This window comes from Venatoribacter cucullus (genome assembly GCF_016132445.1).
GTDB lineage: Bacteria > Pseudomonadota > Gammaproteobacteria > Pseudomonadales > Oceanobacteraceae > Venatoribacter > Venatoribacter cucullus.
Genome location: NZ_CP046056.1, coordinates 2440063 through 2457292, shown reverse-complemented (window position 1 = coordinate 2457292; position 17230 = coordinate 2440063). Strand labels below are relative to the sequence as shown.

Here is a 17230-nt window from a genome sequence, read left to right as displayed (position 1 = left end):
TGGGCTGCTATGCTGACGGCCATACAGGAGATTGCTATGCACATTCTGGATGAAAACACCGTCGCCATCAGTGGTTTTGCCAGTATCCGCGAGCGGGTATTGCTGCAGGATCGGGGCTTTTTCCGCCATGCCGTGCCGGACGAATGTTTCGATGGCTTTGGGCCCTGCGTGTATTTTGCCAATGCCTGGTTCAGCCCCGGTGGCAGCACCGGCCTGCACCATCATCAAGGGGTGGATATTGTCAGCCTGATTCCGCGTGGCCAGCTGTTGCATCAGGGCACCATTGGCGCCGGAGCCCTGGTGAATGCCGGTAACGTACAGGTGCAATATGACGGCGGCCAGGGCTTCAGTCACAACGAAATAAACCCCACCGATGCAGTACAGCCGTTGCTGCAGCTGTGGTTTAAACCGTCGGAAATATCAGGTGGTGCCCGCTATCAAGTGGTGCAACCGACGCCTGACGGATTGACCGTTGTGTACGGCGGCCCGGAGGCGGGAATTCAGGCTGAGGTGCTGAACTGGCCGCAGGGTGGCCAGCTGTGGGTGCCGGGCCGGGTGTTGTGTTATGTGGTCAGCGGTAACGGCCAGGCCGGTTCGGCCGGGCACCGCATCGAGTTGCAGCGGGGGCTGTTGATTAAAGCCGATAGCTTACAGTTGCACAGCGAGAGCGCCCTGCAATTATTGTTGGTGCGGCAGCTGTGAGTCTGTTTCGGGTGAAAAGCCGGCACCGCGGGCCTGCATTTCACCGCCAGAATGGCCGTGCATAACCCGGCCAAAGCCGGGCCGGCGTGCCAGACTGCATACCTTAACAGTCAAGGGCGGCGCGGCCGCTGTTCACACAATAATAAAACCGCTATTTCAGGCGGAGACGGGGTTGATATGAAAAGCTTTAGCAATAAAGTAGCGGCGGTTACCGGCGCAGGTTCGGGTATTGGCCGCGCGCTGGCACTGAATTTAGCCCAGCAGGGCTGTCATCTGGCCATTGCCGATGTAAATGCCAAAGGGTTGGAAGAAACCCGCGACTTACTGGCGCAGTATCCGGTGAAAGTCACCACCGAAATTCTGGACGTTTCTGACCGCGCCGGGGTGTATGCCTGGGCCGATAAAATTGTCGCTGACCATGGCCAGGTCAACCTGATTTTTAATAACGCCGGCGTGGCGTTGTCCGGTACGGTGGAATCGCTGAGCCTGGAAGATTATCAGTGGATTATGGACATTAATTTCAACGGCGTGCTGTACGGCGCCAAAGCCTTTTTGCCGCACCTGCAGCGCTCCGGCGATGGCCATATTATTAATATTTCCAGTATTTTTGGCCTGGCCTCGCAGCCGTTAATGAGTGGGTATAACGCCAGCAAATTTGCCGTGCGCGGTTTAACAGAATCGCTGCGTCAGGATCTGGAAATTTCCGGTTCCTGCGTGAGCGCAACCTGCGTGCATCCGGGCGGTATTAAAACCAACATCGCCCGCACCGCGCGTACCGACGCCAGCGTGACCGCCATTACCGGCAACAGCCAGAGCGAAGCGGCGGCCGAATTTGAAAAGTTATTTATTACCACGCCGGATAAAGCCGCTAAGGTGATTTTAACTGGGGTGCGGAAAAACAGCCGCCGGGTGTTAATTGGCCCGGATGCGAAGTTCTTCGACCTGCTGGTGCGGATGCTGCCTTCCACTTACCAGTGGATTTTTACCAAGGCGGTGCAGCTGCAGGCGAAGAAAGGCCAGCGCCGGGCTAAAAACGCCTGAGTTTTGCCAGCCCTGCCGGGCTTTTGTGGGAGCGGGCCATGCCCGCGAATCCAGCGCTGCGCGCTGGCCTTGCATTGTGTACGCCAGCCGTTGGGCTGGTTGGCTGCCACTGCGTGGCAGCTTGTGCGGGGCTCTGCCCCCGCGCCCCGATTGCGAGGAACTTATCCTCGCGCTCCAGCTTTGCGCTGTATAGCACGTATTCCCTCATTCACCGTCATTGCCGACAGCCACGGATCGTAAGGCGCGTCGTGCGCCACGATCCTCGCCCGGTCCATCCGGGCGGGCCTGTCAATGACGGTTCATTTCAGCGTGCTATAGGCGCGGATAAAACCGTAGCCGCTAATGTTTTTTCGGCCCATTCGTTCCAGCCCGACGTTTGGCAAAGCCAATAGCATCGTTTGGATGATTCCAAACGAGCGGGTAGGGGCATGGATGCCCCTTGGCCGCGTATGCTTAATTGGCTTTGGTAAACGAGGATTAGCTGGAGCGCGGGCCAGAGAGGTTGGTAAGGAGATTCTTCTCCTTACATCCGGGGCGCAGGGGCGAAGCCCCACATCAGGCCGCCAATGGCGGCCTGTTCAGCGGCTTATTAAATAAAGACTTGTATCAGCATCCTTAAGCCGGTGATCAACAAAACAACGGCAAAAACTTTCTTAAGTTTCCCGGCATCCAGCCTGGCCGCCAACGATGCGCCGATCGGAGCAAACACAACCGTCAGCGGCACAATACATAAAAAGCCTGCCAGATTGACTAACCCAAAGGTTCCCGCCGGTGCATCAGCCGGCGTGGTGCCCAACAGCAGCATGGTCAGCGCACCGGGTAATGAAATAATCAGGCCGATGGCTGCGGCCGTACCAACGGCTTTGTGGGCCGGATAGTTATAAAGGGTAAGCAGTGGCACGGAAATCGTACCGCCGCCAATGCCGACCATGGAACTGAAAAAGCCAATTGAGGTGCCCATCACGGTTTGCCCGGTTTTACCCGGCAGGGCAGGAAATAATGCTGATTTTCCGGTTCGAAGCAGCATGTTTAATGCGGATAAAGTGGCGATGACGCCGAACAATACGGTAAGCCATGTCCCGTCAGCGCGGGTTACCAGCCAGCTTCCAGCCAGGACGCCAATAAGAATAAACAGACTCCAGCGCTTTAACAGATCAACATCGACGTTACCTTTTTTCCTGTGTGAGCGTATTGAGCTGATCGATGTCGGTACAATGGTTGCCAGAGAGGTGGCAGTAGCGACAATCATTGCGGATTCCGGTGAAACGCCAAAACCCTGAAAGATAAAAAACAACACCGGCACAATGACGATGCCGCCACCGACCCCAAGCAGGCCCGCCAGTATGCCGGCGAAAATACCGGTTGCGATCAGGGCCAGAAGCGTCGGTAAATGGTCGATTAATAATTCGATAATGTTCATGAACAGATGACTTGATTGAAGGATGGGTAAACGGAATAAATCCAACAGGGGCGGTGTCGCCCCATTGGATTTTCAGCAAGGATCAGGCGGAAAGCTCTTTTCTGACGATCTCTGCCCCGGCCGCCAGTGCATGGAGTTTCCCTCTTGCCACGTCGCGGGACAGTGGCGCCATGCCGCAGTTGGTGCAGGGATAAATCTTGTCTGCATCGGCATATTTCAGCGCTTCACGAATGGTCGCGGCGACTTCTTCGGGTGTTTCAATGGTGTCGGTGGCCACGTCAATGGCACCGACCATGATCTTTTTACCTTTAAGAAGGGACAGAACTTCTAAAGGAACCCGGCCGTTGTGACACTCCAGCGAAACAATATCAATGCTGGATTTCTGAATCGCAGGAAATGTCTTTTCGTAGTGGCGCCATTCTTCACCCAGTGTCTTTTTCCAGTCGGTATTGGCTTTAATGCCGTAGCCATAACAGATGTGGACAGCGGTTTCACAGGTTAAGCCGGCCTTGGCGATTTCCAGCGCCTCTATACCCCATTCGTTCACATCATCAAGAAATACGTTAAAAGCGGGTTCATCGAACTGAATGATGTTAACGCCTGCTGCTTCCAGTTCTTTGGCTTCCTGATTAAGCGCTTTGGCAAATTCAAAGGCCAGTTTTTTACGATCCTGATAATAGTCATCATACAGGGTGTCAACCATGGTCATGGGGCCAGGCAGCGCCCATTTAATGGGCTGATTGGTCTGGGCGCGCAGGAATTTTGCATCGTCAACAAAAACCGGCTTCTGGCGGCTTACCGGGCCGACAATTCCCGGTACGCTGGCGTCGTAGCGATTGCGGATTCTTACCGTTTTTTTATTTTCAAAATCAACGCCACTCAGGTTTTCAATAAAGGTTGTCACAAAGTGCTGGCGGGTCTGTTCGCCGTCACTGACGATATCGACGCCAGCATGTTCCTGCTCTTTCAGCGTAATGCGCAGGGCATCCTGTTTGCCCAGGGTCAGCTCAGCACCTTCCAGCTTCCAGGGTGACCATAATGTTTCTGGCTCAGCCAGCCACGAAGGCTTGGGCAGACTGCCGGCGGTGGAGGTCGGGAATAGTTTTTTCATAATGATCAGTACCCGGCTTGTTGATCAGAGAAGGCGGCCGACCATGCTTCCAGTATTGGCTGGTGGCGCTGAATAAAGTACTCAGCACACCATTTGCCTTGCTCGGTGGCCAGACGATTACGCTCTTCCCGGTCATAGACGACCTGCGTTAATGAGCAATCCTGATTCTTCAGGCTGGGTTGGAAGATTTCACCGGCAATGGAATGCGCGTTGTAAATTTCCGGCCGGTAAATCTTCTGGAAAGTTTCCATGGTGCTCAGCGTGCTGATCAGCTCCAGGGTGCTGTAATCGTTGAGCAGGTCGCCAAAGAAAAAGAACGCAAACGGCGCGACACTGCATGGCGGCATAAAATAGCGCACCTTCATGCCCATCTTTTGAAAATACTGCTCTGTCAGCGACGATTCATTCGGCAGGTATTCAACGCCAAGAACCGGGTGTTGGTTGCTGGTACGGCGGTAAATTTTGTTGTCTGAAACGCTCAGGCAGATCACCGGCAGTTTGTTGAAATTTGCTTTGTAGACACTGGATTGCACAAAGTCTTTGAACATATTGCCGTGTAAGTCGCCAAAGTCAGCGGGCACGGTAAATTCGTTTTTGCCTTCGTTATGGCTGCGCAGCACGACACTGAAATCGTAGTCGCGTACATAAGAGGAGAAGTTATTACCTACGGTACCTTCAATCCGTTTATTGGTTTTGTGGTCGATGATGTAGGTTTTCAGAATTTCAATGGTGGGAAAGGTCTCGCCATTACCCGCGACATCAATATCCACATGAATAATATCCAGCTCGACGCTATAGCGGTCTTTATTCGGATTATCCCAATGCGCCAGTCCATTGAAGCAGTTGTTAATCATGTCGAGGGCTTTGCGCAGGTTTGCCTGGCGCTGTTCGCCACGGGCCAGGTTGGCAAAATTGGTGGTTAAGCGCGTCTTGTCTGATGGTTGGTAGTGCTCATCAAAACGAATGCTCTTGATACTGTAGGTAAAACCGTTACTCATTGTTTTCGTATTCCGTGCTGACCATAAAAGATAACTGAGCACGTTATACATGGCCTAACGCATGAGAAATATTGATTTTATCTCATCGAGCCATTACTTATTCTCATGGGTTTGTCGCTCCTGTCGGGTATTGGTAAGCGCGCGCCAGTTCAGTAAACGCCTGCAGATATTCGATATCGCCGTCATTTTCACGGGTACCCAGATAAATCTGTTTGGCGATGCCATGCTCGCCCAGTCGTACCACGGCCAAAGGCAGCCTGATGCAATATTCTTCTGCCAGCCAGCGCGGCAATGCCGCCACCCCCCGGCCGCAGGCGACCATCTGCAGCATGATGTCGGTGGTTTCGCTGGTTTTGTGTTGCTTAGGCACCACCATGGCCGGGTTGAGAAACTGGGTGTAGATGTCCAGCCGGTCGGTTGGCACCGGATAGGTCAGTAAAACCTGGTCGCGCAGGTCTTCTGCCCGGGCGTATTCAAGAGCCGTTAACGGATGGTGTTGGGGGACCACCAGAACCTGCTCGTAATCAAAAACCGGCTGAAAGTTCAGGCCGCTTTTATAGAAGGGGTCGGGTGTTACCAGCAGGTCGATTTCGTAATCCAGCAGCGCGCCAACACCACCGAACTGAAATTTCTGTTTTACATCCACATCCACATCGGGCCAGGCGTCCAGAAATGGCGATACCACTTTCAGCAGCCATTGGTAACAGGGGTGGCATTCCATACCAATTCTTAATGTGCCGCGTTCACCACAGGCAATCTGTTTGAGTTTGCCTTCCGCATGTTCCAGCACTGGCAGCACGCGGTTGGCAATATTCAGCAGAAATCTGCCCGCTTGTGTCAGCCGCAGACTGCGGCCTTCCCGCAACCAGACCGCAGTACCGATATTGTCTTCCAGTTTGCGCATGGTGTGGCTTAAGGCGGATTGAGTAACGCAGAGCACCTGCGCGGCCGCCGTCAGCGACCCTTGTTGTTCGACCGCTTGTATAACCCTGAGGTGAGTGCGTTCCAGCATATTTTGCATGAGCCAAAGTAATGGATGCGTGAAAATAAACCATTTTTGTTCACTTAAGAAGTTTTTTAAGATGCCTGTGTCTGTTCAGTAGTGACCGGCAAGAAAGGCTGAGCAATGAGTTGCCACGCTTCAATGGCAGCAGCTGGGTCGGTGTTAAAGCACGGTTTAATTAATCCAATACCGGCCATGGCCGGTATTTTTATGATTCCTGGTTTGCAATGAATAATCACGTTATGGGTTACCCGCTTAAGCAGTACGCCTGCCAGGTCAGTGCCATCGCTCCGCTGAGCGAAAATACCTACCAAGTTGATCTGTTGGCACCGGATGATGCCAGCCTGAGCTACCACGCCGGTCAGCATCTTCAACTTGAGTTAAGCCCTGAACAGGAAGCCGGTATGCAATCGCTTTCTTACACGATTGCGAATGCCTGCAAACCCGATAGCCCGCAACGGCTGCAGCTGATTATTAACAAAAACAGTGAGTTTTCCGGAAAAATCATTAAGACGCTGGCCTCTCTTCAGCACAGTAAGAAAAGCGCCAGGGTAACCATGCCGCTGGGCAAGGCCTATCTGCAAACCCGGCTTGATCAGCCACATGTGTTGGTTGCTGCAGGCTCTGGCATTGCGAAGATAAAATGCATTATTGAAGAAATCGTAAACCGGAAGCCAGACGCCGATGTGACCATCTATTGGTCCAACAGAAGCCTGAATGACTTTTATCTTCTTGATTTTTTTCAGCGCCTGGAAAGCCGATACAAGACAATAACATTCATTCCTGTATTGGAATCAGAGTCACCCGGCTGGGGTGGCCGCTCAGGCTATCTTTATGAGGTTATTCAGCAAGATTTTGCCAGCCTTGAGCACACGAAAATGTATCTGTGCGGTTCGCCGGTGATGGTATACGGCACCATGGATCAGCTCAAAAACCGGGGCCTGAAAGAGCAAAACTGCTATTCAGATGTTTTCGAATACGCGCCAAGGTTGCCGCAGTCGGAAGGGTAAAGCTGGTGGTTGGCAGGCGCTGCCAGGTCAGCGCCGCAATTCATAAATACAGATATTCACCGCAGTCGCTAAATTCAGCGACTCAATCGCGCCGCCACCGGTAATGGTAAAGGCGGTGGCATTCAGCTCATCCAGCTGTTCGCGCGGTACACCACGGGCTTCGTTGCCGAACACATAGCAGTCGTAATTATGGAAGCTGTTTTCGCGCAGCGCTTTGCCCTGCATGTCCAGGCAGGCGATGCGCGGGTAGCGTTCCTGCACCGTATCCAGCGGTACATTCTGCTCGAACGGTACGTGAAAAATCGCTCCCATACTGGCGCGCACCACTTTCGGGTTATAGGGGTCAACACTGCCGGGGCTGAGCAAACAGCGGAAGCCGCCGAACCAGCCGAGGGTGCGTAAAATAGTGCCTAAATTCCCCGGGTCCTGAATTTCGTGCAGGTAAATAGCGCGCTCACTGTGGGCGGCGTGGGCAGCCTCTTTGCCATTTACCGGCGCAAAGGGCACCGCGGCAATAATGCCCGGCGGCGTTTGGGTGTCGGCAATCTGGCTCATGGCTTTGTGACCAATAATGGTCACACGCAGTTTCAGTTTATTGTGCTGATGCACCCAGTCGGCGTAATTTTCGGTAATAAATAACTGCGCATTGGCCAGATGCGGCTGAAAAATCGCTGCTTTCATTAATTCCAGAATTAAATGTTCGCCTTCAACCAGATAATGCCCCAGCTGTTCGCGGTATTTTCTCTGCTGCAGTTTTTTTACATCATCCGCTTTCATGCGTTTTTCCCGTGTTGGGCCAGCATATCCAGCGCTACCGCTTCGGCGATTTTAATGCCATCGACGCCGGCGGATAAAATACCGCCGGCATAGCCTGCACCTTCACCGGCCGGGTACAGGCCGGGGGTGTTAATGCTTTGCAGGCTGTCGTGGTCGCGCTTAATGCGCACCGGCGACGAGGTGCGGGTTTCAATACCGGTTAACACCGCATCATCCCGGTCAAAGCCACGGATTTGTTTGCCGAATTCCGGCAGCGCTTCACGGATGGCGTCAATCACATAGGGCGGCAACGACGGATGCAGGTCACCGAGTTTTACGCCCGGTTTATACGAAGGCTCGACCTCGCCAAATTCGGTCGAAGGTGTGCCACGAATAAAATCGCCCACCAGTTGCCCCGGCGCGCAATAATCGCGGCCACCCAGTTCGTAGGCTTTGGATTCCAGTTGCTCCTGAAATTCCACCCCCGCCAGCGGGCCGCCGGGGAAATCCTGCTCGGGAGTAATGCCCACCACAATGCCGGCGTTGGCGTTGCGTTCGTTGCGCGAATACTGGCTCATGCCGTTAGTAACCACTCGCCCCGGCTCGGACGTAGCGGCCACCACGGTACCGCCCGGACACATACAGAACGAATACACCGCGCGGCCATTTTTGGCGTGATACACCAGCTTATAATCGGCGGCGCCCAGTTCCGGGTGGCCGGCGTATTTGCCCAGGCGGGCGTTATCAATCAGCGACTGCGGGTGTTCAATACGGAAGCCGATGGCAAAAGGTTTGGCTTCAATATACACGCCGTTTTTATGCAGCATGCGGAAGGTGTCACGGGCACTGTGGCCCAGCGCCAGCACCACATGGCGGCTGTGAATCACTTCGCCATTATCCAGCACCACGCCTTCAATCTGGCCGTTATCGGCGCGCAGAATGTCCGTGACTTTGGCTTCAAAGCGAACTTCGCCGCCCAGCTGTTTGATTTCTTCGCGCATGGTGGCCACCACGCCGGTTAAGCGGAAGGTGCCGATGTGCGGCTTGCTGACGTACATGATTTCTTCCGGCGCACCGGCGCGTACGAATTCCGCCATCACCTTGCGGCCGTAAAACTTCGGGTCTTTGATCTGGCTGTACAGCTTGCCGTCAGAAAACAGGCCGGCGCCGCCTTCGCCATACTGCACGTTGGATTCCGGCGTTAAGGTTTTCTTACGCCACAGCGCCCAGGTGTCTTTGGTGCGCTGGCGTACTTCCTTGCCGCGCTCCAGCACAATGGGCTTAAAACCCATCTGCGCCAGCGACAACGCCGCAAACAAACCACAGGGACCAAAACCGATAATCACCGGGCGCTCGGTTAAGCCCGCCGGCGCTTGCGCCACCGGGTAATAGTTGGTGTCCGGCGCCGGGCGGATGTGGGTATCGTTGGCAAAGCGCTGCAGCAGCTGGTCTTCGTGGCGCGCTTCCACATCAATGATGTACACAAATTTGATTTCGCTGTTCTTCTTGCGCGCATCGTAGCTGCGCTTGAACACGGTGAAGTTCAGCAGGTCGGCGTCCTGAATGCCCAGCCGTTCCAGAATGGCGGCGCGCAGGGCTTCCTGCGGATGGTCGAGGGGCAGGGCGAGTTCGGTAATACGGATCATGATGGTGTCCTGGCCGGTGTCTCCGGCAGAGGTAAGTAAGCGGGTATCAATAGGGGCGCTATTCTAGCGGAACTGCGGGCTGTGGCCTATGGCTGGCTGTTGCGTCGGCTGGCTTGGCGTTAATGAAGCTGTCAGTTGTATCGCGGGCTTGTCTTTGTACTTATGCCTATGTACAGTTTCCTGTACAGAATTTCAGAGAGGAGACAACCATGGACGCTATCAGTTACACCAGCGCCCGCAGCAATTTAGCGCAGATGATGCAGCAGGTATGCGATGACCACAGCCCAGTGATTATTACCCGCAATAAGGCACCTTCTGTCGTGATGCTGTCGCTGGAAGACTACGAAGCTCTGCAGGAAACGGCGTATCTGCTGCGCGCGCCGAAAAACGCCCGTCGCTTGCTGGCCTCTGTCGCTGAACTGGAAAGCGGTAAGGGTACAGAACGCGAGCTGAGCGAATGAAACTGATTTTCTCGGAACATGCCTGGGAAGATTATCTGTATTGGCAAAAAACAGATAAAAGAACGCTTAACCGCATTAATAGCCTGATTAAAGAGACCCTGCGCAACCCCTTTGAAGGTATCGGTAAACCAGAGCCGCTTAAGCATAATTTAACCGGTTACTGGTCACGCAGAATCAATGAAGAAGACCGTATGGTTTACAAGGTAACGGATGACGCGCTGTTAATTGCACAGCTTCGTTACCATTACTGATCTGGCGTGCTGAATCTGAACAGATAGGATGCAGTAACGCATAAACTCTGGGTCACTGAGTAGCCGTAAACTTACTTCCAGCCCTGCAGCCATTTGTCGGCGTCTTTGAGTTCCTGCCAGTCAATCGGGTATTCATTGCGCGACAGTATCGCTTCAAGTACGCACGACAACACCGCGCCTTCTTCGTCGTACTCAACCTCGGTAACCAAAAAATGCTTCTCGCGATTGAGCGGTGTTACGGCGGTCCATTTACTGTTACGCAGCTTGGCGGGGTTAATTTTATGCATGCTGGCTCCGTAAAACTGGCAGGTTTAGCAATTACTCAATGCCGGATTATGTACCTGGCCAGGCCAGGGTTTTCGGCAGAATTGAGCAAAGGGGAATGAATTGGGGGCTAGTTTAGCGGAACGGGTGACGGTGGCCTATGGCTACCATCCCCACCAACGTTCAACGCTGACAATGCCCCGCCAGATTCTCCCAAGAATTGATGGAAACAGTTTCGGTAACAACAAGGCCAGTACGGCAAACAACATGATGCAGGTAAGCAGGTAGCTGCTGCTGAGAAAGCCGCCCCAGTACATAAGCTCTTTGTTAATGCCCATCCAGATGAATACGGCCGTCAGAACCGAGAAGGGAAGAGAGGCCAGCAGGCTGATCAGCCTTGCCTGGATTGATGTGCTTTGATTATGGTGCTTATCCATCGTGATGATTCATCCTTGTTTGTAGCGTACCCTGCGCCGCTGCCCCCTGATGGTGGCAGCGACGGGTTATTTATACCCGTCATATTGCGGCAAGTCATCGGTAATATCGAACCAGGGCGCTTTGCTTCCTACAAACACATGACGTTCCGCTTTTACACCCGGATCGGTATCCAGTGTACCCAGCGGAAAGCCGTAGACATCCGGGTTGTTATCAAACTTAGTAAAAATACTGGAGCCACAGTTTGAACAGAAACCTTTATGCTCACCCGGTGATGATTCATAAAATTTAATCAGCGCTTCGCCCTTAATGGTTTTCCAGTCTGCACGGCGCACACTGGCCCGGGTTCTGAACGCTGCAGCGTGCAGCTTGCGGCACATGGAGCAATGGCAATTCAGAACATCGGTTAGCTCGCCATTGATTTCATATTGGATGCCTCCGCAGAGGCAGCTGCCGGTGTGTTTCATGGGGGTATGCTTGGTTGGTAACGCCTAGCTCACCCAACGAAAACCGCGTAGCGGTTTTTGGTCGGGTGGAGCGCTGTGTTAGGTGATTTGGCCATCTTAGGCAAGACCTTCCACAACCATTACTTCGAACTCCGCCGAACCTTTGCGAAGCAGTATTGCATCAGTGTACTCCGGAGACCGGTAAAAGGACTTCGCCTTTTCCATAGTTGGAAACTCGATTATGACAGTTCTTCGATTATCGGTAGACCCTTCCAGTGAGACAACCTCTCCGCCTCGCGCCAATAGTTTCCCCTCATACTGTTCAATGATTGTTGGGGCTACTTTTTGATAGGCTTTTAGTTTCTCGGGATCGTGAACAGTTATTCTAAGAATTACGTATGCGGTCATGTTTAGTCCTTTTGTTCACCTAACAGTTTGTTCGTAGGCATGCTCACTTACACACCTGTGTCCTTGTTTAAGTCCCGAGTGTAACCGACTGTTACCGTTGCGAAAAGTGCCGCTAATAATATCGCTATCAGGCTCTAAACGCGCACGCACACTATTACTCTGCTGTCGTCTTTACATTTTGCGCACGATCACTCTGAGAAATTTCTTAATCCATTGATTTTACAGGTCAGATTTTTACCGGCTGGCGGCAATTCGCGCATCTGACTTTTGACGGTGACGTGTAAACGCGCACAATTCTGGCCATTTTTCAAAATACTCAGGTTCCTATCCAGTGGTTGCTTCAGCCGGCTACCGCTGCGGCCCGGCGGCCTTTCGTGGTTTAATCGCCGCCATAACAACAGAGGGTTGGGCGGTGACGAAAACGGCGCCAGATAAGGGTTTTGAGCTGTGCTGGTCCGAGTATCAGGCCATTGGCCTGCGTGCGTCGGTGTTGCAGGCGTATCACCATTGGTCGGCCGCTGAGTTGCTGGCGGCGCAGGCGCTGGGTGCGGTGCGGGTAAATGGCGTGGTGAAGGCGGCGGATGTGGCGTTGCAGCCCGGTGATCGGGTCTGTGTGTATTTGCCCGAGCATCAGGAAGATGCGGTGGATACCGGCTGGCATATTTTATGGCAGCGCGATGATGTAATGGCCGTGCATAAACCCGCCGGGCTGCCGGTGTCGCGCACCACGCGCAATTTATTTAATACGTTAATTTCGCTGGTGCGGCGCGACACGGAATATAAAGACGCGCATTTATTGCACCGGCTGGATGCGGAAACCTCGGGCATTGTGTTGCTGGCAAAAAATGGCTGGGCCGATAAGCGCTGGAAAAAACACCTCGACCGGTTATTGCAGCGTAAGGTCTATCACGCGCTGGTGTGGGGTAATCCTGTCTGGGACGAACACCTGTGCGAAACCTGGCTGGCAGAGCAGCAAAACAGCCTTATTCGCAGCCGGATGGTGGTGACCACCGAGCAGGATGATAACGCCGTGCATGCGCCCAAGTGGTCGCGCACGCAGTTTCGTGTACTCAAACGCTTTGGCTCGTACAGCCTGCTGGAATGTGAGTTGTTCAGCGGGCGTAAACATCAGATTCGCGCGCAGCTGGCGCACCTGGGTTATCCGATTATTGGCGATAAAATTTACAGCCACGACGGTGCTTTTTATTTAAAACGCCTGCAGCAGGATTTAACCACCGACGATCTGGCGGTGCTGGGTGCGCCGCACCAGTTATTGCATGCGTATTTTGTGCAGCTGCAATTGGGTAAGGATGAGCAGGCGGTTACCGATGCCGAATATCCGCCCGCCTGGCAGCCCTATTTAATCGCTGCGCCTACAGCTGATTAATGTCGATAATCTGGTAGTCGTTACCAAGATAAACCCCACAATCAATGTACAGGCGGTTGCCCAGTTGTAGCGGTTGTTCGGTAACGTTGTGGCCAACGATCAGCCAATCAAGCCCCGCCACCCGGTGCGGGCTGCGCTGGCGAAACGGCTCGCGCGCCCAGACCGCGCGCTCGGCATCGTCTGCCGTTAAGCGGTGAAAATCGCCCCAGTCGGCCAGCGGGTAATCGGCATGAATAATACCGATGGTTTTACCCTGGTTATTTTCCAGCTGAATGGCCAGTGGCAGCTGGCGAATTTGCGTAAACCAGCCATCCCAGTGCTGGCGGGGCTGCTGTAAAATCCAGTCGCCGCCGTGCTGCAGCATTAAGGCATGGTGTTCGGGCTGGCCCTCCTGAAACGCACTGACCAACACTTGTTCATGGTTGCCGATCACGGCAAAAAACCAGGGCTCACTCAGCAGCGCTAAGGCCTGTACCGATTCCGGGCCACGGTTCACCAGATCACCCACACAAATCACCCGGTCGCCGCGCGGGTTAAAGGCCAGTGCCTGTAATTGTGCCAGCAGCGCACTGACACAACCGTGCATATCGCCGATGACAAAATCACGACCGTGCGGATTTTTACCCAGATTGAGTAAGCGTGGCTGAATCTGCATACTGCCCCACCGGTGCCTGCGGTTGCCCAGAATGCCGGGCAGGATACACCGCTGAACACCGGCTGCAACGGCAACACATTGTTATCTGACGGGAATATTTTTATGAAGCTGGTGCCGGTGATTCTGGCCGGAGGGCAGGGCAGCCGCCTGTGGCCACTGTCGACTCCGGACTGCCCGAAGCAGTATTTACCCCTGCTGGATCCGCACTGGTCGCTGCTGCAACAGACGTTACAGCGGGCGCAGCAACTCAGCCCGTGCCAGCCGTTGCTGGTGTGCCATGAAGAGCAGCGTTTTCTGGCGGCGGAACAATGCCGGGCGGCCGGTATTCACGCCACCCTGTTACTGGAGCGCGACAGCCGCAATACCGCGCAGGCGTTGGCGCTGGCGGCGCAGTTTCTGCGTGCCCGTGGTGATGACAATGTGCTGATGCTGGTGCTGCCGGCCGATCATCTGCTAGAGAACATTGCGCCGTTGCAGCAGGCGCTACAGCACTTACAGCCCTGGGTGGAGCAGGGTGCCGCCGCCGTGTTTGGTATTTTGCCGCATACGCCGGCGACCGGTTTTGGGTATTTGCAGGTCAGCGCCGGTGAGGCGCCGGTGCGGCCATTACGTGCCTTTCATGAAAAGCCCGATGCCACCACCGCCGCGGATTATTTGCAGGCCAATACCACTGCCCCCCAACCCTGCTGGTTCTGGAACAGCGGCATGCTGTGCTGGCAGGTGCAGTCTTTTTTACAGGCGCTGCAGCAGTGGCAACCGCAACTGGCCACGGCTTCAGCGGCGGCCATTGCCGGGCAACAACAAGACCTCGATTTTATCCGCCCTAATGCCGCTGCGCTGCAGGGGGTGGCGGCGCTGCCGGTGGATATTGCGCTGTTGGAACCGCTGGCCGCCAGTGGTGAGGCTGCCGTGGTGGCGGCCGTATTAGCCGACAGCGGTTGGAGTGATATCGGCAGCTGGACGGCGGTGCAGGCGCTGGCGCCGGCCGATGCGCAGGGTAATGCGCAGCAGGGAAATGGCCGTTTTTACCGCAGCCATAACAGTTATCTGCACAATCACAGCGGCCGCGATATTGCGTTGCTGGGCGTAACGGATTTGGTGGTGGTGGATACCGCCGATGCCTTGCTGATAGCGCAGCGCGATGCACTGGATCAGCTGCGTGTGGTGGTTGCCGACAGCCCGCCGGTCAGCCCGCGTAAAGTCTTCCGCCCCTGGGGTTGCTACGAAATTCTGCACCCCGGTGAGGGCTATAAAATCAAACGCCTGCAGGTCAAACCGGGCGGGCAGTTATCGTTGCAGCGCCATCAGCAACGGGCCGAACACTGGGTGGTGGTGCGCGGTGAAGCAACGGTAATCCGCCAGCAGCATGGCGAATTAACGCAGGAAATTCTGCACGCCAATGAATCCACCTTTATTGCGCTGGGCGATGTTCACGCGCTGGCCAACCACGGTAATACGCTGCTGGAAATGATTGAAGTGCAGTCAGGTGATTATTTGGGCGAAGACGATATTGAACGCCTGCAGGATATTTACGGCCGTGAATAACGGCAGGGAATTAAAGCGGCGGCCGGCAATGCTGCTAACGACGCCACCTCGCTGCCGGCGTATCAGGCACTGGCAGAGTATTTATTGCAGAAGCAATAAGTGCTCAGGTACCACAAAAGGTTTTTAATACTTTTTCGGCCGGTTGCGGCGGTTGCATAAAACCGGCGTATTCCGGCCGTTCTTCATAGGGCTGTTGCAGCGCGGCCAGTAAGCGTTCAAACACCGAATAATCACCGCCTTCGGCGGCGGCAATGGCTTCGGCAACGCGGTGATTACGGGGAATCACGGCCGGGTTTTTCGCCTGCATCCGTTGGGCGGCACTGTGGCTGTCGCCGCGTTGAGTTAACTGTTGTTGCCATGTATCCAGCCAGGCATTTAATTGCTGTTCCAGTGCGGCGGTGGGGCGGCATTCGGGTAACTGCAGCAGTGCCAGCAGCTGGCCACGGTTATCGCCGGCTTGCGTGCAGTGGCTTAAGCGGCGGAAAAACAGGCTGTAATCCAGCCGGCCTTGTTCCAGCAGATGTAATACTTGTTCAATCAAAGCCTGATCGGATTCCTGTACGCTGCTGAAACCGAGTTTTTCCGCCATGTGCTGCAGCCAGGTGTCCTGCTGCCAGCGCGGGTATTCCTGCAGAATTTCCGTAGCCTGAGCCACCGCGGTTTTTTCATCGCTATGAATTAACGGCAATAACGCTTCGGCCAGCCGCGCTAAATTCCACTGGCCGATGGCCGGCTGATTGGCATAGGCGTAACGGCCCTGGCGGTCGATGGAGCTGAAGACCGTGTCGGGGTGGTAAGCATCCATAAAAGCGCAGGGACCGTAATCAATGGTTTCACCGCTGACCGTCATATTGTCGGTATTCATTACGCCGTGAATAACCCCCAGCTGCATCCACTGCGCAATTAATTGCGCCTGATTTTTACAGATGGCGGCAAACAGCTGGCGGTATTTATCTGAACTATTGAGATCAATATGCGGGTAATGACGTTCGATAACATGGTCGGCCAGTTGCTGCAGTGTCTCGTGATCACGGCGCAGGGCAAAATACTGAAAGGTGCCCACGCGGATATGGCTGGCGGCGACGCGGGTAAAAACCGCGCCGGGTTCGCGCCCTTCACGGTATACCCATTCGCCGCTGTTTACGGCTGCGAGGGCACGGGTGGTGGGTACGCCCAGTGCGTGCATGGCTTCGCACAGAATGTATTCGCGCAGCACCGGCCCCAGCGGTGAGCGGCCATCGCCATTGCGTGAAAACGGCGTGCGGCCGCTGCCTTTTAGCTGAATGTCACGGCGCTGACCGTGAATATCCACCACATCGCCCAATAAAATGGCGCGGCCATCGCCCAGCTGCGGATTTAAATGCCCGAACTGATGGCCGCTGTAGGCCATGGCCAGCGGATCGGCCCCTGCCGGAATGTCATTACCGGCAAATACCGCCGCCAGTTCCGCCTCGGTGCTGCCGTTAACATCAATGCCGAGTTCCGCGGCTAAGCCGTGGTTAAAACGGATCAGCGCCGGGTTGGCCACCGGCGTGGGCAGCACGCGGGCGAAGCACTGTGCGGGCAGGCGGGCGTAGGCGTTGTCGAACGGAATCGTTAACAGGGCTGGCATAAGCAATCCGTAAAGCTGAGCAAAACAGTAGGATATTCCGCTGGCCGCGGTTTGCCCAGCACTGCGGTTCGTCGCCGGC

The 17230-nt window shown here is 54.7% G+C and carries 19 protein-coding genes; 7 read left to right on the top strand and 12 right to left on the bottom strand.

Going from position 1 to position 17230, the window contains the following annotated elements; all coding sequences use genetic code 11:
- Positions 1–36 precede the first annotated feature (36 nt).
- Together GJQ55_RS11670 and GJQ55_RS11665 are read left to right on the top strand one after the other, a co-directional pair.
- Entirely contained in the window at positions 37–702 is a 666-nt protein-coding gene (locus GJQ55_RS11670; RefSeq protein WP_228345137.1) for a pirin family protein, read from the top strand.
- 177 nt (positions 703–879) lie between these two features.
- Entirely contained in the window at positions 880–1743 is an 864-nt protein-coding gene (locus tag GJQ55_RS11665; protein ID WP_228345136.1) for an SDR family NAD(P)-dependent oxidoreductase, read from the top strand.
- Between the two features lie 589 nt (positions 1744–2332).
- Here GJQ55_RS11665 and GJQ55_RS11660 read toward each other — a convergent pair.
- The 4 genes from GJQ55_RS11660 to GJQ55_RS11645 all read right to left on the bottom strand — a co-directional run bounded on the left by GJQ55_RS11660 (position 2333) and on the right by GJQ55_RS11645 (position 6284).
- A complete protein-coding gene (locus tag GJQ55_RS11660) occupies positions 2333–3163 on the bottom strand; it encodes a sulfite exporter TauE/SafE family protein (protein WP_228345135.1) in 831 nt (276 codons plus the stop codon).
- An 82-nt stretch (positions 3164–3245) separates the two neighbouring features.
- A complete protein-coding gene (locus GJQ55_RS11655; RefSeq protein ID WP_228345134.1) occupies positions 3246–4274 on the bottom strand; it encodes a methionine synthase in 1029 nt (342 codons plus the stop codon).
- A gap of 5 nt (positions 4275–4279) precedes the next feature.
- Entirely contained in the window at positions 4280–5272 is a 993-nt protein-coding gene (locus tag GJQ55_RS11650) for a DUF1852 domain-containing protein (protein ID WP_228345133.1), read from the bottom strand.
- Positions 5273–5375: 103 nt separating this feature from the next.
- Complete coding sequence (locus GJQ55_RS11645) at positions 5376–6284, bottom strand: LysR family transcriptional regulator (RefSeq protein ID WP_228345132.1); 909 nt, start codon at positions 6282–6284, stop codon at positions 5376–5378.
- 218 nt (positions 6285–6502) lie between these two features.
- On the opposite strand from GJQ55_RS11645, the gene GJQ55_RS11640 reads away from it, so the two are divergent.
- A complete protein-coding gene (locus GJQ55_RS11640) occupies positions 6503–7285 on the top strand; it encodes a ferredoxin reductase domain-containing protein (protein ID WP_228345131.1) in 783 nt (260 codons plus the stop codon).
- Between the two features lie 27 nt (positions 7286–7312).
- Here GJQ55_RS11640 and GJQ55_RS11635 read toward each other — a convergent pair whose 3' ends face one another.
- Positions 7313–8062 (bottom strand): TrmH family RNA methyltransferase, encoded by a 750-nt coding sequence (locus GJQ55_RS11635; protein ID WP_228345130.1) that lies wholly within the window; start codon positions 8060–8062, stop codon positions 7313–7315.
- Positions 8059–9687 (bottom strand): NAD(P)/FAD-dependent oxidoreductase, encoded by a 1629-nt coding sequence (locus tag GJQ55_RS11630; RefSeq protein WP_228345129.1) that lies wholly within the window; start codon positions 9685–9687, stop codon positions 8059–8061. Before GJQ55_RS11630 ends, GJQ55_RS11635 begins: the two co-directional genes overlap by 4 nt.
- A gap of 209 nt (positions 9688–9896) precedes the next feature.
- Here GJQ55_RS11630 and GJQ55_RS11625 point away from each other — a divergent pair, with 209 nt between their 5' ends.
- Positions 9897–10148: a type II toxin-antitoxin system Phd/YefM family antitoxin gene (locus GJQ55_RS11625; RefSeq protein ID WP_228345128.1), complete on the top strand. Its 252-nt coding sequence runs from the start codon at positions 9897–9899 to the stop codon at positions 10146–10148.
- A complete protein-coding gene (locus GJQ55_RS11620; RefSeq protein ID WP_228345127.1) occupies positions 10145–10399 on the top strand; it encodes a Txe/YoeB family addiction module toxin in 255 nt (84 codons plus the stop codon). Before GJQ55_RS11625 ends, GJQ55_RS11620 begins: the two co-directional genes overlap by 4 nt.
- A gap of 71 nt (positions 10400–10470) precedes the next feature.
- Here the strand turns inward: GJQ55_RS11620 and GJQ55_RS11615 are convergent, their stop codons facing one another.
- The 4 genes from GJQ55_RS11615 to GJQ55_RS11600 form a co-directional block, all read right to left on the bottom strand.
- Positions 10471–10686: a TIGR02450 family Trp-rich protein gene (locus tag GJQ55_RS11615; RefSeq protein ID WP_228345126.1), complete on the bottom strand. Its 216-nt coding sequence runs from the start codon at positions 10684–10686 to the stop codon at positions 10471–10473.
- Between the two features lie 141 nt (positions 10687–10827).
- Positions 10828–11100: a hypothetical protein gene (locus GJQ55_RS11610; protein WP_228345125.1), complete on the bottom strand. Its 273-nt coding sequence runs from the start codon at positions 11098–11100 to the stop codon at positions 10828–10830.
- A gap of 66 nt (positions 11101–11166) precedes the next feature.
- Positions 11167–11565: a GFA family protein gene (locus GJQ55_RS11605; protein ID WP_228345124.1), complete on the bottom strand. Its 399-nt coding sequence runs from the start codon at positions 11563–11565 to the stop codon at positions 11167–11169.
- Positions 11566–11661: 96 nt separating this feature from the next.
- On the bottom strand, positions 11662–11952 hold the full coding sequence (locus tag GJQ55_RS11600) for a DUF1330 domain-containing protein (RefSeq protein ID WP_228345123.1): 291 nt from the start codon (positions 11950–11952) through the stop codon (positions 11662–11664).
- A gap of 412 nt (positions 11953–12364) precedes the next feature.
- Here GJQ55_RS11600 and GJQ55_RS11595 point away from each other — a divergent pair, with 412 nt between their 5' ends.
- The gene (locus GJQ55_RS11595) at positions 12365–13339 is read left to right on the top strand and encodes an RluA family pseudouridine synthase (protein WP_228345122.1); all 975 of its coding nucleotides are present in this window, start codon (positions 12365–12367) and stop codon (positions 13337–13339) included.
- Here the strand turns inward: GJQ55_RS11595 and GJQ55_RS11590 are convergent.
- A complete protein-coding gene (locus GJQ55_RS11590) occupies positions 13326–13994 on the bottom strand; it encodes a metallophosphoesterase (RefSeq protein WP_228345121.1) in 669 nt (222 codons plus the stop codon). The genes GJQ55_RS11595 and GJQ55_RS11590 overlap by 14 nt on opposite strands.
- Positions 13995–14096: 102 nt before the next feature.
- On the opposite strand from GJQ55_RS11590, the gene GJQ55_RS11585 reads away from it, so the two are divergent.
- A complete protein-coding gene (locus GJQ55_RS11585; RefSeq protein ID WP_228345120.1) occupies positions 14097–15539 on the top strand; it encodes a mannose-1-phosphate guanylyltransferase/mannose-6-phosphate isomerase in 1443 nt (480 codons plus the stop codon).
- 103 nt (positions 15540–15642) lie between these two features.
- Here the strand turns inward: GJQ55_RS11585 and GJQ55_RS11580 are convergent, their stop codons facing one another.
- Positions 15643–17151, bottom strand: a complete 1509-nt coding sequence (locus tag GJQ55_RS11580; RefSeq protein WP_228345119.1) for a protein adenylyltransferase SelO — start codon at positions 17149–17151, stop codon at positions 15643–15645.
- Between the last annotated feature and the right edge of the window lie 79 nt (positions 17152–17230).

Excerpts from the sequence above, each read along its gene's own strand:
- GJQ55_RS11620 (WP_228345127.1), top strand. The coding sequence starts at position 10,145 with ATGAAACTGATTTTCTCGGAACATGCCTGGGAAGATTATCTGTATTGG.
- GJQ55_RS11580 (WP_228345119.1), bottom strand. The coding sequence starts at position 17,151 with ATGCCAGCCCTGTTAACGATTCCGTTCGACAACGCCTACGCCCGCCTG.
- GJQ55_RS11630 (WP_228345129.1), bottom strand. The coding sequence starts at position 9,687 with ATGATCCGTATTACCGAACTCGCCCTGCCCCTCGACCATCCGCAGGAA.
- GJQ55_RS11615 (WP_228345126.1), bottom strand. The coding sequence starts at position 10,686 with ATGCATAAAATTAACCCCGCCAAGCTGCGTAACAGTAAATGGACCGCC.
- GJQ55_RS11655 (WP_228345134.1), bottom strand. The coding sequence starts at position 4,274 with ATGAAAAAACTATTCCCGACCTCCACCGCCGGCAGTCTGCCCAAGCCT.
- GJQ55_RS11610 (WP_228345125.1), bottom strand. The coding sequence starts at position 11,100 with ATGGATAAGCACCATAATCAAAGCACATCAATCCAGGCAAGGCTGATC.
- GJQ55_RS11650 (WP_228345133.1), bottom strand. The coding sequence starts at position 5,272 with ATGAGTAACGGTTTTACCTACAGTATCAAGAGCATTCGTTTTGATGAG.
- GJQ55_RS11635 (WP_228345130.1), bottom strand. The coding sequence starts at position 8,062 with ATGAAAGCGGATGATGTAAAAAAACTGCAGCAGAGAAAATACCGCGAA.
- GJQ55_RS11645 (WP_228345132.1), bottom strand. The coding sequence starts at position 6,284 with ATGCTGGAACGCACTCACCTCAGGGTTATACAAGCGGTCGAACAACAA.
- GJQ55_RS11665 (WP_228345136.1), top strand. The coding sequence starts at position 880 with ATGAAAAGCTTTAGCAATAAAGTAGCGGCGGTTACCGGCGCAGGTTCG.
- GJQ55_RS11660 (WP_228345135.1), bottom strand. The coding sequence starts at position 3,163 with ATGAACATTATCGAATTATTAATCGACCATTTACCGACGCTTCTGGCC.
- GJQ55_RS11590 (WP_228345121.1), bottom strand. The coding sequence starts at position 13,994 with ATGCAGATTCAGCCACGCTTACTCAATCTGGGTAAAAATCCGCACGGT.
- GJQ55_RS11600 (WP_228345123.1), bottom strand. The coding sequence starts at position 11,952 with ATGACCGCATACGTAATTCTTAGAATAACTGTTCACGATCCCGAGAAA.
- GJQ55_RS11670 (WP_228345137.1), top strand. The coding sequence starts at position 37 with ATGCACATTCTGGATGAAAACACCGTCGCCATCAGTGGTTTTGCCAGT.
- GJQ55_RS11585 (WP_228345120.1), top strand. The coding sequence starts at position 14,097 with ATGAAGCTGGTGCCGGTGATTCTGGCCGGAGGGCAGGGCAGCCGCCTG.
- GJQ55_RS11640 (WP_228345131.1), top strand. The coding sequence starts at position 6,503 with ATGAATAATCACGTTATGGGTTACCCGCTTAAGCAGTACGCCTGCCAG.
- GJQ55_RS11625 (WP_228345128.1), top strand. The coding sequence starts at position 9,897 with ATGGACGCTATCAGTTACACCAGCGCCCGCAGCAATTTAGCGCAGATG.
- GJQ55_RS11605 (WP_228345124.1), bottom strand. The coding sequence starts at position 11,565 with ATGAAACACACCGGCAGCTGCCTCTGCGGAGGCATCCAATATGAAATC.